12 protein-coding genes are annotated in these 15715 nt (G+C 67.7%); 4 read left to right on the forward strand and 8 right to left on the reverse strand.

From position 1 onward, the window contains the following. Positions 1–650, reverse strand: a 650-nt coding sequence (locus tag ACFVQ0_RS36530; RefSeq protein ID WP_390093507.1) for a carboxyl transferase domain-containing protein, incomplete at its 3' end; no start/stop codon positions are given. A 571-nt stretch (positions 651–1221) separates the two neighbouring features. Here ACFVQ0_RS36530 and ACFVQ0_RS36535 point away from each other — a divergent pair. After that, a complete protein-coding gene (locus ACFVQ0_RS36535; protein WP_390093508.1) occupies positions 1222–2220 on the forward strand; it encodes a ScbA/BarX family gamma-butyrolactone biosynthesis protein in 999 nt (332 codons plus the stop codon). Here ACFVQ0_RS36535 and ACFVQ0_RS36540 read toward each other — a convergent pair whose 3' ends face one another. Beyond that, positions 2221–3102, reverse strand: coding sequence for an SDR family oxidoreductase (locus ACFVQ0_RS36540; protein WP_390093509.1), 882 nt, complete (start codon positions 3100–3102; stop codon positions 2221–2223). Positions 3103–3318: 216 nt separating this feature from the next. Here ACFVQ0_RS36540 and ACFVQ0_RS36545 point away from each other — a divergent pair, with 216 nt between their 5' ends. Beyond that, the gene (locus ACFVQ0_RS36545; protein WP_390093510.1) at positions 3319–3987 is read left to right on the forward strand and encodes a ScbR family autoregulator-binding transcription factor; all 669 of its coding nucleotides are present in this window, start codon (positions 3319–3321) and stop codon (positions 3985–3987) included. Positions 3988–4046: 59 nt separating this feature from the next. On the opposite strand, the gene ACFVQ0_RS36550 is transcribed toward ACFVQ0_RS36545, so the two are convergent. From ACFVQ0_RS36550 to metF, 6 genes are all read right to left on the reverse strand, one after another. After that, positions 4047–5639, reverse strand: a complete 1593-nt coding sequence (locus ACFVQ0_RS36550) for an FAD-dependent monooxygenase (RefSeq protein ID WP_390093511.1) — start codon at positions 5637–5639, stop codon at positions 4047–4049. A 207-nt stretch (positions 5640–5846) separates the two neighbouring features. After that, complete coding sequence (locus tag ACFVQ0_RS36555; protein ID WP_390093512.1) at positions 5847–6248, reverse strand: DUF6009 family protein; 402 nt, start codon at positions 6246–6248, stop codon at positions 5847–5849. Next, complete coding sequence (locus ACFVQ0_RS36560; protein ID WP_390093535.1) at positions 6245–7756, reverse strand: phage/plasmid primase, P4 family; 1512 nt, start codon at positions 7754–7756, stop codon at positions 6245–6247. Before ACFVQ0_RS36560 ends, ACFVQ0_RS36555 begins: the two co-directional genes overlap by 4 nt. Beyond that, positions 7756–8868, reverse strand: coding sequence for a bifunctional DNA primase/polymerase (locus tag ACFVQ0_RS36565; RefSeq protein ID WP_390093513.1), 1113 nt, complete (start codon positions 8866–8868; stop codon positions 7756–7758). Before ACFVQ0_RS36565 ends, ACFVQ0_RS36560 begins: the two co-directional genes overlap by 1 nt. A gap of 631 nt (positions 8869–9499) precedes the next feature. After that, the gene (locus ACFVQ0_RS36570; RefSeq protein WP_390093514.1) at positions 9500–9646 is read right to left on the reverse strand and encodes a hypothetical protein; all 147 of its coding nucleotides are present in this window, start codon (positions 9644–9646) and stop codon (positions 9500–9502) included. A 32-nt stretch (positions 9647–9678) separates the two neighbouring features. Further along, positions 9679–10584: a methylenetetrahydrofolate reductase [NAD(P)H] gene (gene metF / locus ACFVQ0_RS36575; RefSeq protein WP_390093515.1), complete on the reverse strand. Its 906-nt coding sequence runs from the start codon at positions 10582–10584 to the stop codon at positions 9679–9681. Positions 10585–13931: 3347 nt separating this feature from the next. Here metF and ACFVQ0_RS36580 point away from each other — a divergent pair. Next, complete coding sequence (locus ACFVQ0_RS36580; protein WP_390093516.1) at positions 13932–14858, forward strand: ParA family protein; 927 nt, start codon at positions 13932–13934, stop codon at positions 14856–14858. Further along, complete coding sequence (locus ACFVQ0_RS36585) at positions 14855–15478, forward strand: hypothetical protein (RefSeq protein WP_390093517.1); 624 nt, start codon at positions 14855–14857, stop codon at positions 15476–15478. Before ACFVQ0_RS36580 ends, ACFVQ0_RS36585 begins: the two co-directional genes overlap by 4 nt. The last annotated feature ends 237 nt before the right edge of the window (positions 15479–15715 follow it).

The raw sequence follows: 15715 nt of genomic DNA on the forward strand, positions 1-15715 counted from the left end.
CCGGTGACCGCCTTCACGACGTCCGGACCGGTGATGAACATCTGCGAGGTCTCACGGACCATGAACACGAAATCCGTCAGCGCCGGGCTGTAGGCCGCGCCGCCCGCACACGGGCCGAGCATCACACTGATCTGCGGAATCACACCCGAGGCCCGGGTATTGCGCTGGAAGATACCGCCGTAACCGGCCAGCGCCGAGACACCCTCCTGGATACGGGCACCCGCCCCGTCGTTCAGCGACACCAGCGGCGCACCGGCCGAGATGGCCATGTCCATGATCTTGTGGATCTTCGTCGCATGAGCCTCACCCAGCGCCCCGCCGAAGATCCGGAAATCATGCGCGTAGACGAAGACCGTCCGGCCCTCCACCGTGCCCCAACCGGTGATCACACCATCGGTGTACGGCTTCTTCGCCTCCAGACCGAACCCCGTCGCCCGATGCCGACGCAGCTGCTCGACCTCCTTGAACGAACCCGGATCCACGAGCAACTCAATACGCTCACGCGCCGTCAGCTTCCCCTTGGCATGCTGCGCCTCGGTCGCCCGGTCACTCGGCCCGCGCCGGGCCTGCTCACGCAGCGCCAGCAGTTCCGCCACCCGGCCACGGGTGTCGCTCGGCTCACCGGCCCCGGCGAGCCTCCCCACCGACATGCCACAGCCCCTCTCGATGTTGCCTCTCGGCATTGAACTAAGCGTAACAAACCACCTAAGCGGTTTTCTGCCTGTGGGCGTTCTGGCTGCGGGAACGCGCTTCCGGCCGCACTAACGCCAGCTCTGCGGCGCCCTGTACGGAGCCTGTTCCCAGCGCCGCCACCCGGTCGGGCGACCCTCCGCGCCACGCCCGCGCGCACGGGCCGCGACCCGATTCCGCGCGAGTACCGACAGCAGGGCCTCGTTCAGGGCGCTCAGTTCGTCCTGATTCGCCCTACCGCGCTCCACTCGTGCCACCCCGGCCACGTCACGGCGGAATCCACTCATGAAGGCCCCCTTCCTCATCGGGAAACCCTGGAGCAGCAGGCTGGAGCGGCGGTCGAGCGACGATCGTGGGGGACGTTCCCCGTCCGGAGGCAAGATGTGAAGGCGTCATCACACTCGCAAGCGGAGCTCGCGGTTTCGCTTCTACCGACTGCCAAAGGGCGGTAGAAATTAAACCGGTTGGTATGTATCTTTGGTGTCCCGCGAGGGGCTCACCGGTTTTCGTTACCGTTGTTTTGGGGGAAACATGTCTGCAGCAACGATCCAGCTTGCTCACCCGCTCACGAACGAGACATCTGCACGGGACAGCCGGTCAGCTTCGTCGATCGCGCCTCCCCTGTTCCGCTTCCCGTCGCTGACGACCACGGTGCCCAAGGAGTTCGTCCACCGGGCGGCCGTCGCCGAAGTCATGCTCACCGACTGGAAGCGGGAAGATGACGACCACTTCAGGGTGACGGCCCAGTGGCCCCGCGGGCACAGCTTCTTCAGCCCCATCGGCGCACACCACGACCCGCTGCTGGCGGCCGAGACGATACGTCAGGTGGGCTCGCTCCTCGCACACGCGGAGTTCGGTGTTCCCTTCGGCCACCAGTTCCTGATGTGGGACCTTGAGTACGCCGTCGAGCCCGACCAAGTCCTCATCGGCGGCACACCCGCGTCACTCGACATCGACGTCACCTGCACCGAGGTCAAGCGACGCGGCAACGCCCTGACCGGACTGCGCTACGAAGCGGTGATCCACCGCGACGGGAAGCCGGCCGTGCGGGGAGGCGGCTCCTTCACCTGCACCACACCGGCCGTGTACCGCAGGCTCCGGGGGGACCGCTGCACTGCCGAGGGCCGGCCCCGGCTCCCCCTCATGGCGCCCGCCTCGCCCCAGCGGGTCGGCCGCATGTCGCCCATCGACGTGGTGCTCTCCCCCGTCGGGGAGACGAATCGCTGGCAGTTGAGAGCCGACACCCGCCACCACGTCCTCTTCGACCACCCGGTCGACCACGTTCCGGGCATGGTGCTCCTGGAAGCAGCCCGCCAGGCGGCGGCAGCGGCCCTCGACTGCTCCACGATGCTGCCCATCGGCATCATGAGCGAGTTCCACCGGTACGCCGAACTGGACACGCCCTGCATGATCCAGGCACAGCACCTGCCCGGTACGGCCGGCGTCGAGAAGTCGGTCCTGGTCACCGCTCACCAGGACGGGGACCTGGTGTTCACCTCCACGGTGAAGACGCTCTCGTCCGAGAGCTGATCAGCCGGTGCCGATGCCTTCGCCCTCATGAGGCCGACTCGGGGCGAAGGCATCGGCGTGGTCACCGGCCCACTCGGCGAACGACCGGGCGGGCCGTCCCGTCACCTCGCTGACCCCGCTTCCCACGGCTGCCTTGGCTCCGTCCCGCTGCCGCCGCGCACTGCTCAGCAACGCGTCCGTCACCTCGGGCGGGTGACGGCGCAGCAGCGCGGCGTGCGCTTCCTCCGGTGCCAGTTCCTCGAAGCGCAGCGACACCCCGAGCACCTGCCCGAGCAACCGTGTCTGTTCAGCCGCGCTGATCGCCTCCGGGCCGGTCAACGTGTGGGCCGCGCCCTCGTGTCCGTCCTCGGTGAGCGCCCGCACCGCCACCTCGGCGATGTCGCGCGGGTCGACACACGCGTTCGCCGACGTCCCGTACAGAGCCCGTACGACGCGCTCCGACCGGACCGTCCCCGCCCACGACAGGCAGTTGGACATGAACGAACGAGGCCGCAACAGGGTCCAGGCCATCCCGGACTGCCGCAGGAGTTCCTCATTGCCACGCTGCCAACGGGTGATCAGATCGTCGGCCCGCGCATCGGTGACCGAGGCCGCGGACAGCATCACGACGTGGCGCACACCCGCCGCCCGCGCCGCCCGGAGAAAGACGGCGCCTTCGTCACCGGCGACCCGGCTCGTGACGAGGAAGGCCTTGCGCACCCCGCGCAGCGCGCGGTTCAGCGATTCAGGACGGGCGTAGTCCCCGGCCACCGCCTCCACCCCGGGCCGCGTGACCGTGACGCCCGCGGGGTTCCTGGTCATGAGACGCAGCGACACGCCGGGCGGGAAGGAACGCACCACTTCCCTGCCGACCGTCCCTGTCGCACCTGTCACCAGAATCATCGGGCACCCTCCCTGTCCGTCCCGGCTCCCCGACAGGGGCAGGGAAGCAGACCGCCGCGCCGGGGTTCGAGGTGGCTCCGGTTCCGTGATGTGAGTCGATCATGCTCTCCCTCCATTCGCTGTGGGCGCCGACCACTGTAAGATACATACTAGCCGGTTTTTTTCATGCGCTACGGTGTCTTCGATGCAGTAGTCATGCAAGTAGAGGAGGCGAGAGTGGCGAAGCAGGATCGAGCCATCCGTACACGTCAGACGATCCTGTCGGCAGCGGCAAACGTGTTCGAGAAGCACGGTTACCAGGCAGCCACGATCGCCGAGATACTCAGCGAGGCACAAGTCACCAAGGGAGCTCTGTACTTCCACTTCCAGTCCAAGGAAGAGCTTGCCCAGGGTGTGCTCAGCGAGCAGGAGCAGCGCCTGGGCGTTCCCGAACGCGCCTGCAAGACGCAGGAGCTGGTGGACGTCATCATGCTGCACGCCTACCGGCTGCAGACGGACCCCATGGTCCGCGCCGGCGTGCGGCTCTCCCTGGACCAGCAGGCGCACGACCTCGACCGCAGTGGCCCCTTCCTGAACTGGGGCGAGGTCCTGAGGAGACTCCTCGACCAGGCGCAGGCCCAGGGAGAGCTCCTCCCGCACGTGGTGCCCCGGGAGACCTCCGATGTCCTGGTGGGCTGTTTCGCCGGTGTCCAGGCGATGTCGCAGGCGCTCAGCAAGTACCAGGACCTCGCCGAGCGGGTCTGCTCCCTCCTGCGTCATCTGCTGCCCAACGTGGTGCTCGCGTCCGTCCTCGCCGCGGTGGACATCTCACGCAGCCGAGGGGTGGCGGTCTTCGACGAGTTGACCGAGCTACTCGACGAGGAGGCCGGTATTCCGGTCGGCTAGGCCGGTATCGCTGTCGGTCAGGCCGGCATCCCAGCCATTTACGCCGGCCCCTCCGCCGATCAGGCCGGCACCTTTTCCAGGTCGGGGGCGGCCACCGGCCGCCGGCTCGCGTCCATCCCGAAGAGCGCCGCGAGTGCGTCGGCCAGTGGTCCGCCACCGTCCGACGCCCAGGCGACATACCCGTCGGGGCGTACGAGTACCGCCGAGAAGGGCACGGAGCGCGTCGGCAGGCAATGGGCCACACGCAGGGACCGCTCCCAGGCCCGCGCCGTGTCCGCGTAGCTCCTGCCCCCCTCGCCGAAGAGCAGCAGGAGCGGTTCACCGCCCTCCCCCAGCAGTCCGATCAGATCGGACTGGCCCTTGGCGGTGGTCAGTTCGAGGTTGTGCAGAAAGGTTCCTTCCTGGGGTGACCGGTAGCTCGGGCTCGCGGGAAGCACGGTGTCCTGGGCGCTGATCATCCCGCTGAGGAAGTCATTGCCCCTGCCGGACTCCAGGAGCCCGGTGAGCAGCGTCCGCAGCGAGTCCAGTTCGGTGCCGGGGCCCATCAGCGCGACCTGGGCACGGGTGTTCTCGATGACCTTCTGGGCAGCGGGCCGACGTTCCAGGCCATAGGTGTCCAGCAGTCCGTCGGCCGCGGCACCCCGTACCACGAGGGCGAGTTTCCAGCTCAGGTTGAGGGCGTCCAGCACCCCGGTGCTCAGGCCCTGCCCACCGATCGGGAAGTGCACGTGCGCGGCGTCCCCGGCCAGGAAGAAACGTCCGGCACGGTACGTCCGGGCGAGCCGGGTGAAATCGCTGAACCGGCTGAGCCAGCGGGGGTCGGTCATCGTGACCTCGTGTCCGACGATCCACGACACCTGACTGCTCAACTCGTCCAGGGTGAGCGGGACATGCCGGTTGGAAGAGCCATCTCCGGAGGCGAGCGTGTGGATGAGGGTGTGGCCGTCGGCGCCCTTCTTGACGATGAGCCAGCCCCTGGGCGTGCGGTGCCAGCCCACCGGGATCGCCTGATCGTCCGGGATACGGACCAGGCCCATCATCGCGGACATGGTCGGCGAGCTGACGTCGGAGGCGATTCCCGCCATCTCCCGGACCGTGCTGCGAGCCCCGTCCGCCCCCACCACGTACTCAAGGTCGAACGTCCGGCGCCCCTGTGGGGTCTCCGCGGTGACCCGTACGCCGTCGCGGTCCTGCACCATCTCCGTCACCCGGTGCTCGCGCAACACCCGCGCACCGTTGGACCGCGCCCGGCTCTCGAAGAGTCGTTCGAGTTCAACCTGGGGGCGCTTCATGATCGGATCGGGCTCCGCCTCCGGGGCCGTGATGGACAGGCCCGGAATGCCGGCGAAGTGGAAGGGCATCGTGGCCGTCCGGCCGACGGGCCGGGACTCCGGTGCGAAGAAGTAGCCACGCCGGGCCAGACACTGAACCGCCCTGGCGTGGAGCGTGGTGGCCTTGGGTCTCTCCGAGGTGGTGGCCTCGGATTCAAGGACCACCGTGTCCACACCCTGCGCGGCCAGCTGCGCCGCGATCAGCATGCCGACCGGCCCCCCCCCGACCACCATCACCTGTGCAGATATTCGGCCAGTCATCCTGGGCCCCCCTTTTCCGCCCGGAGCGTCCCCACGCCCCTGGTCATCAACGGACCACATACGGAAACGCAGGAGAGGGCTTCGCCCCGTTCTTCTCGCGGAACACCTCTCCGCCGAGAAATATACCGGTTGGACGGTTCTTTGCAACGTCCTTCCGCTGAGCACCGGAACAGAGCCTCGTCGGAGGAGGCCAGGGCCGTGGCTCATACGAAAAGAGGGACGGGCGAGTCACCCGAACTCAGGGAGGGAGCCGGGGGGGTGGGGCGGCTACAGCGGGAGCGTCGTGCCTGTTTCCTGCGCCGCGAGGGAAGGCGGCCTGCCCTCGGACCGGGCGGTCTTGCGCCCCTTGCGCCCCGGCATCAGCGTGCGCGGGTCCACGCCCTCGGCGGGCGCTCCGGTGGCGTACAGGCCGTCAGGGGCGCTGTCCCGGTCGTGCGGAAGCAGCCAGAAGACCCGGCGGCGGAACGTACCGGACGAGCGCGACGGCTTGGCCTGCGGCCCCAGCAGGGTGTACCCGACCATGCGGCCGTCCCGGTGGTAGGCGGGTTTCCCCCGGCGGGTCGGCAACCGGTCGAGGCTCTGTCGTACGTAGTCGAGATCACCGATGTCCTCAAGCCAGACGAAGTCGACTTCGTGGCTGATCTCGTCCTCTGCGATGAGGGCGCTCATGCTGTCTCCTGATCAGCGAACAGTCCAATGCCCGGGTAGTACTTCCGCTGGTTGGACAGGATCATCTCCTTGGGGGATGCCAGTCCGACCGCTTCACGAACCCTGGCCGCAAAAGCTCGGGACGAAACAGCCGGGGCCCCCTCATTGTGACACCAGGACTTATAGGCCGCGTAGAGCGTGGCTTGTTCCACTCTCAGACCTCCGTCGACCCGACAGGACTCGCTGATGAAGCGCCCTGTGTGGTCCTCGGTCTCGGCGTAGGCGGTCGTGGCGATGCGGACCCGTTCGGGGCCGGTCAGGACCCTCTCACCGGCCAGGTACCGGCGGGCCCCCTCGATGAGCCAGTTCAGGATGCCCGGCCCCTCCTCCGTGACGAGGATGTCCGCCAGGTTGTCGATCTTACGGTCGTCGGAGACGACACGTTCGAACGGGATGAGCCGCATGCGCCGCCAGAAAGCGAAGCCGCCGGTGCCGACCTCGGGGCGGTGGTTGCCCAGCAGCCAGAGCTTGTGCGTCGGTTCGAAACTGAAGAAGTCCTGCCGCATACGGCGCGCCTTGATGCGGTCGCCACCGGTCAGGAGCTTGACCCTGGCCTCGTCGAACTTGTCCCCGGGCTTGACCTCGCTGCACACGATGACCCGCCGGCCGTGCAGCTCGGCCAGGTCGGTGGGGTGCCCCTCGTAGGGACGGGCCATCAGGAAGCCGGGCGGGGCGGCGTCGGCGTAGTCGCCGAGCAGCTTCATCAGGACGTCGAGCAGGACCGACTTCCCGTTCTTGCCGGAGCCGAAAAGGAACGGCATGACCTGGCCGCCGACGTCTCCGGTGATGGAGTAGCCGAGCAGCAGGTGCAGGAAATCGACCATCTCCGCGCCGTCGGCGTCCTCGCCGAAGGTGTCGGTGAGGAACCGGTGCCAGCGTGGCGTCGCCACGGGCTGCGGTGCCGCACTGGTTGAGCGGGAGTGGAAGTCCTTGTTCGGATCGGGCTTCCGGATCAGCCCCGTGCGCAGATCGACGATGCCGGCCGGGGTGCACAGCGCGTACGGATCGGCGTCCAGCCGTGCGGCGTTGAGCACCATGCCGGGGGCGGCCTTGGCCTGCGTGAGCATCGCGTTCATGCCACTGGTGCTCAGGGCGCGGCCGCGGTGCCGGTTCAGCGCCGCCCCGGTGTACACGCCGCGCGGATCGGTGACGGCGATGCTCTCGGCCAGGTCTCCCGCGGCCCAGATGACCGTGTCGTCCTCGTCGATCTGCCAGCGGGTGCTGTCCCAGCGGTACCAGCCGAGGCCCGGCACATGCCGGTAGTCGTTGGCGTACAGCTTGACGAACAGCTTGGCGTTGCCGCGGTCGGTGAGGGTGTCGGGCAGCAGCCCCGCCGCTGTCGCCTCACCGTCCGGGGGCTGGTCCGCATCGGTTTCACCGCCCTGCGCGGGCAGCGGCACGGGGGCCTGCGCGAGGATCTGCGCGGCTACCGCCTGCGCGTCGAAAAGGGCGTTGTCGTCCCCGGAGATCACGCACGGCCTCCCGGGGACAGCGGGCGCAGCAGACCGGCGTTGAGGCCACTGCGGATGATGGCTCCGTAACGGCGGTCCTGACCGGGGCGGGCCTGCTCGGCGGCCTCTCTCAGCGCCTGCTCGGCGGCGGCCTCCGAGAGGTGCCCGCCCGCGACCAGTCCGCCGGCGGTGTACGCGGCCCTGTTGAGCTTCGTGGAGAAGGCGGCGCCTTCCGGGACGGCCGCACAGGCCGTCACCTCGCGCAGGACCCGCGAGAGGGCCCCTGCGGACGCGTCACGGCCTCCCCCCGCCGCGATGACCGCCTGACGCGCCCGGGGCGGGACAGGGCGCGGAGCGGGCACGTTGGCGGGCGGGAGGTGCCCGGTGCGGGCGAGCTCCTGTGCCAGCCAGCTGGGGAGGGCCGCGGGCTCACGGGTCGGGCCGACCGCCGTGTAGGTCCCGGCGCTGGTGGTGGTGCCGGGGACGACGATGTACCCGCCGTGGGCCCGGACATCGACCTGCCAGGCCAGGGCCCGGGGGCTGTTGGACCCGGTGGAGCACTGCCAGCGGTGGCTGCCATGGGCGCGGTACCACACGTGGAGGCCTCCGGACGGTGTACGTACCCGCAGGGTCCTTTCGTCGTCCGCCGGGCTCACCTCGCCCCGCAGAGCGGCCAGAACGCCCAGCGTGTGGAATCCGTTGGCCAGTCCGCTCAGATCGACGCTGCGGGGAATCGGGATGCCCGGCAGCAGCCGGTCCCGGTCCGGAGGAGGCTGTCCATGCGCGTCGATATCGATGACCACGAGGTTGGCGGGTCCACAGGCGACCCCGACCCCGAGACCGGGACGGCCCGACCACCATTCCTCGATGCGAGCGAAGTCCAGGGTGGCCGCGTGGAAGCCGTGGCACCAACGGCCGGCCAGGAGGCAGGCACACCCGTCGCGGACGTGGCCTGGCTGTCGGCACGCCTCGCAGTTCGCCGTCGGTGTCTTGCGTCCCGGAGCCAGCGGATGGACCGGCCAGCCCCGGCTCGCGCACCACCTGGCAAGCGCGATACTCGGCGGCCCCGCTACCGGCAAGGACTCGGGCTGCCCTGAGTCGCTGCTTGAAACGTCCAGCTCATGAGCCATGCGCACCCCCATCAGCGACCAAAGCGACTCAACGACGAACATAGGTTATCGAAGCACTGGTGACCGAGGGTTCTCTGGGCAGGAAACGGGGTCGTCATGTGTGGGATCAGGGCCGCCTGCCCACCGAAGAAGCCATCAGCGACCAAAGCGTCTGAACACCAGCGACTCTGGGCGTTTCGGTCGCTGCTCCAGTAGCTCCGAAAAACGGCAGGTCAGAAGCGTGCACAACCCAGAACAGCGACTGAAGCGACTCAACGTCCCTATATATAACGCACACGCACACACGCGAATGTCCTTATATACCCGACCCTTGGGTCGCTTCAGTCGCTTTTCCTCCCATGGACATGCTCTGACCTGGGATTATCTGAAAACTGAGTGAGCGACCGAGAAGTTCCTCGGTCGCTCTTTTTCAGTCGCTGGGCTCCAGGCGGCCAGCGACTGAAGAACGCGCGGCCGCCGCCGCCGCAGCAGGTGCGGGCAGGCACAGAACCCCTGCGGAGCTCGGGGCCGCGGAGCCCCAACCCGGGTTCAGAGTCGCTTCGGTCGCTTCGGTCGCTCCGCTTGATCGGTGCCGCAGCACCCGATGCCGAAAGCGACCGTTGCCGCAGCGACCGTCACTGGCTGGGTGCCTTCAGTCGATCCCGCGTACGACGTGCGGCTCGGTGATGTCGTCGTCGTCGATGCCCGCGAGCCGCAGCGGCGGGGTCGAGCCCGGGGAGAAGTCCACTGCCTCGTGAACGAATCCGAATCCGATGTCCTGTTCCTTGATGTCCTGCACGTGGTCCTCCGTCTCAGCAGGTCGGTGAAGTGTCAGCCGTGGAGCATCTCTGCCGGCCGGACACTTCTCGAACCGGTCACGGCACGGTGGATCTCAAGCGCCGCCGTCGATCGGTTGAGCGTGATGTAGTGCAGCCCCGGAGCGCCTTCGGCCAGTAGCCGCTCGGCCATGGCGGTGGCGTACTCGACCCCGATACGGAATCCCAGCGCCGGGTCCTCGCGGGCGGCGTTCAGGCGGTGTGCCAGGTCCTCGGGGAACGCGGCCCCGCTCAGTTCGGCGAAGCGGCTGATCTGGCGGGCATCGGTGGCCGGCATGATCTCCGGGATGATCGGGATGTCGCAGCCCGCTGCGGCGACCCGGTCACGCAGCCGCAGGTAGTCCTCGACCTGGAAGAACATCTGTGTGAGGGCGTAGTCGGCGCCCGCTCGGCACTTGGCGACGAAGTGCCTGATGTCGCTCTCCCAGTCGGGCGAGCGAGGATGCCGTTCGGGGAAGGCCGCCACCCCGATGCTGAAGTCGCCGAGCTCCCGTACGAGCGAGACCAGTTCATGGGCGTACCGGAGGCCTTCGGGGTGCGGGATCCACGGTGCGTTCGGATCGCCGGGCGGATCCCCGCGCACGACGAGGACGTCACGGACACCCGCGTCGGCGTACTGGCCGATGATGTGGCGCAGCTGCGCCACCGAGTGGCCGACCGCGGTGAGGTGGGCCACCGGGCGCAGCGTCGTCTCCGCGACGATCCGCTTGGTCACCTCGATGGTGCGCTCCCGCGAGGAGCCGCCCGCCCCGTACGTGACAGAGACGAAGTCGGGTGCGAGACGCTCGACCTGGCGGATCGCCTGCCACAGGGCGTGCATACCGGCCGGGGTCCTCGCCGGGAAGAACTCGAACGAGAACGAAGGGGCGGGCCGGCCGAAGGTTTCACGCAGCATCGTCATGTCGGCCCCTGACCTCGATGGTTCCGGTCACCGCCATACGCACGGGACTCCTTCGATCGCTCGGATCCTCCACCATGCGGCCCCGCGCACGAGGATGCTTCGCGCAACGCTGGAATGCGCGTGGAGGGCCGCGGCCCTCGGACCCTGGGCCTCGGCATCTCGGCGGGGCATGTCCCCCGAACGACTTCTGTCGACTTCTGTGAGAGCCGTTCTCCCGGAAGCCGCCACCGCGCGAAAACGGCGTCTCACGGGCTCTGAAGGCCCTCTACGGGCCCCGAGCCGGCGGACGCCCTCCCCCGGCAGGTCCGGGCCCCGTGCGCGAGCGCCTCTCCCCCACCGGTCCATGACGCTCCTCGCCGAACCGGCCGTCGCTCCGTACAGGGTGACGTGCCCCGCCGCCTGGAGGTGCCTCAGCTGGCGGGGCACGGGGCATCCCGCCAGCCGCTCAGCGGTGGCGGTCGGAGGAAGACGGCCACCGATCAAGGCCGGGCCCGGAAACACTGCCGCGCGCTGCGGCCCGCCGGACGCGAACAGAATCCGAGGCTCCGCACAGCCGGCTGCGTCGGCCGGGCCGTGCTGTCCGCATGCCACTGCCGCCCGACTCCCCCAGGTGGTATCACCGTTGTGCCCGCTCTGGGATGCGACCGGGAGCGTGTCGTGGGCGGCAGTCCGCAGGCGGAGTTCACGGCCGCGTTCGCGGTACGCCGACGGGTGGTCAAGGCGTTCCCGGTAGCGGCGGGAGGCCCCGTGCTCAGGACGCCCGCCGTTTGTCGCCAGGTCGGTGTTCGTCCGCGCCTTGGCAGGTCGCATCCGGGTACGTGGGCGGATGCCGTCTCCCCTGATGTGCGGCGCATTCCTGGGCGTGGGCCAGGCGGTCCCCTGCCCCACGAGCAACGGCCCGGACCGCAGTAGAGGGATCTGGAGGCCTGGTGTGGAGCGGCGTCCGGCAGGCAGCTGTCCTTGTTACGCGGACCACGGGCGGCTCAGCAGGGAGAGCTCCAGGCGTATTCGGGCATCGCCGGAACACATGACAGCCATGCCCGTTGGCCCCATCGTGTCGACGCTCGCGGAGTGCCCACATGAAGGGCTGGGGTGCATGCGTCGCACTCCGCCAAGGAGAGCGTACGGAAACGGACAGAGCAGGCACGCCTCCGGTCCTTTCACCGCGCACGGCCAAAATTCCCTGGCTCCGTAGCGGCAGGACAGATGATCAAGGAAGCCCCGGCCCGGAGCAGGCTGTGGGCGATCTCCGATGCCCCGTGCCCCGCGCCCCCTCAGTCGGCCGGACAACAAAGGGGCAGCATCAGACACGTGCCCTGTACTGGGCTTCTGCGAGCGATGCGTGATGAACCTTCCCCTCCTGAGCTTCCCTCCCCCGCCCTCGCGACACCTTCCGCGACCTTCCGCCCAACGGGGACAGTGACGATCTCCAGTCGCCGGACTGCGCACCTGGCCCGCTCCACCAGAGGCCAGCCATCAAGGCGGAGGATCCTTCCCATCGACGCCTGACCGCTTGGAACGACAGAGAAAGTCCGCTCTCATCCCGGCAATCCGGCACCTGTACCAAGGGATCAGAATCTGACATCCGGGCCCATCTCATCACCCCTCATGACCACCGAACGATGCCACCTTCCCCAACACATCAGCGCCCGCTCAACGCAACCAGAACCGACACACGCCATCTGACGGACGCAAACTTCCAGCAGCCAATCCCTCGGCATGGTCTGGCGACGAGGCAGACAGCTTCCACCACCAGCTTCATCGACACCGGATCAGAAGGTAGTGGAACAAGACGAAACCAAGGCACTAGTATGCAGAGAAGAGAGCAAGTAAAAAGGCCTTCTGACCTGGGCAAACAAACAATGCTGCAAACATTGATGCAAGCTTGTCGACACATAGGAGTTGAGGCATGGAGAACCGCCTGAACCCTAGTTTTGACAGCCATGTGGATCAACGTCTCTGTAAGCATGTGCCTCTACATGCATCACTCGACCCTGAGCAACGCACGCCTGAAGGCCTTGTTCTCCACCTGCCTCCTCCCCTGTATCCACGTGGTCAAGGCAGCCTGTTTGTCAGCCGGTTCACAGGTCGGTACGCAAGCGGTATGGCACGTCCCTCCGGAGGTACGCCGACCAGCTGCCCAGCTCGCAGGCATACGAGTACACGAGCTGGCCTGACCACCCATACGCAGAGCGGTCTGCACAGACACAGGAATGCCTGCCTGTCTCCCCGTGGCTGTGCAGACAGAACCGAGGGTTGGATCACCGGCAAGAGGCTCAATGCGTGGACCGACAGGAGCGTTGACCCAGTCTCAGGTAAGAGAGTCGGTCTGTCTCCACACGCGCCGTCAGGCAGATCGGCACATGGGCTGGTCAGCAGGCACCTCTACGAACCTGGCAGGGGGCCCCTGTGTCGGTAAGGACGCTTGTTTGTAGGCAGGCCTACCTAGAGGCTTCGATGCCCGACACTCCATGCGCCCGTCCACCCGCATGTCAGCCCCCCTGCCACCTGGCTAGGCAGCTGACATGCGGGTCCGGTGCGAAGCCAGTACGTACGTACCGTCGCGTGCCTCCCTGTAAGCGGAACCGCAAGCAGGCCACACCGTAGACATGCGAGCGTCGTTGCCTGCCGGACGACCGGCAGGGTTCCGTATGTGCAGACCCATCGGCAGGGGAGTCCATCACGCTGATTGCTCACGTGTTGACGGGGCTGTCGTGTGGCATGCGGGACGTACAGCTGGAGTGCAGACCAGCGTGCCGCCCTGACTGTTCGCCCGTGAACAACTGGGCCCGTAGGCAGGCGTGGAGGCTACTTAGCGGGCGAGCATGAACGCCGGACCGGAACCAGGTCCGCAGGCAGGTGACGGAGCAAGCCGACCACTTACGTGCCACACAAGCCGTCATGCCTGCCCGTACCCGTGCCGGGATGCTGATTCGTTCGTGTGCCGGACCACTAAGACGTTGATCTTCGTGGTAACTTATGTTCCTCCCTTTAACATAGCTTTTCTGGAGGTAACTGTCCGCATGGAGACGTCTCTTGGCTTCTTCGTCGGGCAGTCAACTCGCGGAACTGCGAAGTCCCACGCATGAGGGCAGGCAGTGGCAATACCCTCGGGGCAGGTAGTGTCACCTACTGCACTGCAAACCCGGGGTATGCCGATGAGCTGCGACAACGGGTCCAGATGGCCGATCTGACGCCCCGATCGGCAGGTTCAGGGCCCTACCCGACACCCTTCAGGGCCGTCTCGGAGCGCAGAATCGTTCTGAGCGAAGTCTTGACCATCAGTACTAGAGCAAAAGGGGCGTTTCGCACCCCGATTGCGTGCCCCAACAAGAGTGAGAGGATCCATGGCCAGTCCCTTCGAAGCGCCTGCCACTGACACGCAGCTCGCCGGCATCCCTTGGGAGTCGCTGTCGCACATCTTCATGTTCGGCAACGGCAAGGGAGGCGTCGGTAAGTCCTCCGTCTCCGCGAACGCTGCGGGCAAGGCGGCTCGCAGCGGACTGCGCACGCTCATCATCGACTGCAACGCCCAGGGCAACATCGCGCGTGAGCTCGGGTACAAGCGGGCCGATTGGAACGATGGGGGAGCGGGGCTCATCGAGGCGCTGCGTACCGGCGCGCCCCTGACTCCGGTCGAGAACGTGCGGGAGAACCTCGACGTCGTCCTGGGCGGCCCGGCGCTCGGCGACGAGTTCGGCATCTTCTTCCACACGCTTCTGGCCAAGGAAGGCCCGCACGCGTATCTGCGGCTGCTGATGTGTCTGCTGCCGATCGCCCATCGGTACCAGATCATCATTCTCGACACCCCGCCGGAGAACCCGTCCCTCCAGCGCCTCGCCCTCTCCGCCGCCCGGTGGCTGGTCATCCCGGTCAAGAGCGACGGTGGCGCGGAGGACGGCCTCGCGCAGATCGGCCTGGAGTTCTCCTACGTCAAGTTCGTCAGCCACATCAATCCGCACATCGCGCTGCTCGGCGTACTGCTGTTCGACACCGGGCGGAACTACAGCAGCATCCACGCCGACGTGCGCCGCCAGGTGCAGAAGGTGCTGGGCGAGGAAGCCCACATGTTCAAGCACCTCATCGGGCACACCGAGTCGGTCGCTCGGCTGGTGCGGAAACGGGGCCTGCTCGTACACGAGTTGGCGGATCAGCGGGTGGCAGGCGATCGCTCGGTTCCCGAGACCGTGGTGGGGCTCGACTCCGACTACGAAGGATTCACCGAAGAGATGTTCGCCAGGGCTCTGGAACTCAGGAAGGAAGCCGCGGCATGACACCGCCGAAGAACAAGAAGACCTCCGACCAGGACGACGAGCAGAGCATGTCGGACGAGGGTGTCGGCAACCTGTTCACCGGTGGGGCGGCAGCTCCGTCCGGCGCACTCGCCGGCTGGGCCGCCTCACCGAGCCCCGCTGCGCAGCCCGCACCGGCGGCGCAGCCGGGACTGGTCGTACCGCGTCCTCCCGTGGTGCCCCGGCCCACCCAGGAGCTCGCGGAGGAGCCCGCGCCGCCGGTCTCCGACGCCGACACCGCCAAGCCGGTCGGGTTCTACGTGTCGACGAACGTGGCCAACCGCTTCCGCAAGCTTCGCAAGCAGAGCGACCTGACCCATACGCAGATCGTGTTCCTCGCAGTGGAGGACGCTGTCGAGAAGGGGCTCACGCAGGTCGTCGAGGAGGCGCGGCGGGCGCCCAAGTTCCAGTCCAAGCTCTTCGCCGTGGCGACGAACAACACGGACCTGCGGGGCCTCGGTCCGGTGCAGCTGCAGTACAAGCCGACAAGGGCTCAGCGTGCGGTCATCGACGGCCTGGTGACCGAGGCCGGGCTCCCTGACCACACCAAGTTCCTGGCGGTCGTCCTCGACCAGTACCTCCCCGGCCGCAGGGACGCCTGAGCAACGCCCCACTGGCCGCTGTGCGCCGTACGCCCGGTTCCCCCGGGCCTGCGGCGCACAGCCGCGTCCCGGGCCGCTCAAACAGCCCCTCAGACGGCCCTTCAGGCGGCCTTTCAGGCGGTCCTTCAAACAGCTTCACAGGCCGCCCACGCCGGCGCCGCTCGCCTTCGAGCCGTACCGAAGAACGAGCCTGTCCCGGTGGAGTGTGCAGTACGGGGCTGAACGGGACCGGAGCCT

The organism is Streptomyces sp. NPDC057900, assembly GCF_042887885.1.
In the GTDB taxonomy this organism is placed as follows: Bacteria; Actinomycetota; Actinomycetes; order Streptomycetales; family Streptomycetaceae; genus Streptomyces.

What these genes read in the sequence shown, in the direction of transcription:
- ACFVQ0_RS36535 (WP_390093508.1), top strand. Translation starts at nt 1,222, where the DNA reads ATGTCTGCAGCAACGATCCAGCTTGCTCACCCGCTCACGAACGAGACA.
- ACFVQ0_RS36540 (WP_390093509.1), bottom strand. Translation starts at nt 3,102, where the DNA reads ATGATTCTGGTGACAGGTGCGACAGGGACGGTCGGCAGGGAAGTGGTG.
- ACFVQ0_RS36550 (WP_390093511.1), bottom strand. Translation starts at nt 5,639, where the DNA reads ATGTGGTCCGTTGATGACCAGGGGCGTGGGGACGCTCCGGGCGGAAAA.
- ACFVQ0_RS36555 (WP_390093512.1), bottom strand. Translation starts at nt 6,248, where the DNA reads ATGAGCGCCCTCATCGCAGAGGACGAGATCAGCCACGAAGTCGACTTC.
- ACFVQ0_RS36565 (WP_390093513.1), bottom strand. Translation starts at nt 8,868, where the DNA reads ATGGCTCATGAGCTGGACGTTTCAAGCAGCGACTCAGGGCAGCCCGAG.
- metF (WP_390093515.1), bottom strand. Translation starts at nt 10,584, where the DNA reads ATGACGATGCTGCGTGAAACCTTCGGCCGGCCCGCCCCTTCGTTCTCG.
- ACFVQ0_RS36580 (WP_390093516.1), top strand. Translation starts at nt 13,932, where the DNA reads ATGGCCAGTCCCTTCGAAGCGCCTGCCACTGACACGCAGCTCGCCGGC.
- ACFVQ0_RS36585 (WP_390093517.1), top strand. Translation starts at nt 14,855, where the DNA reads ATGACACCGCCGAAGAACAAGAAGACCTCCGACCAGGACGACGAGCAG.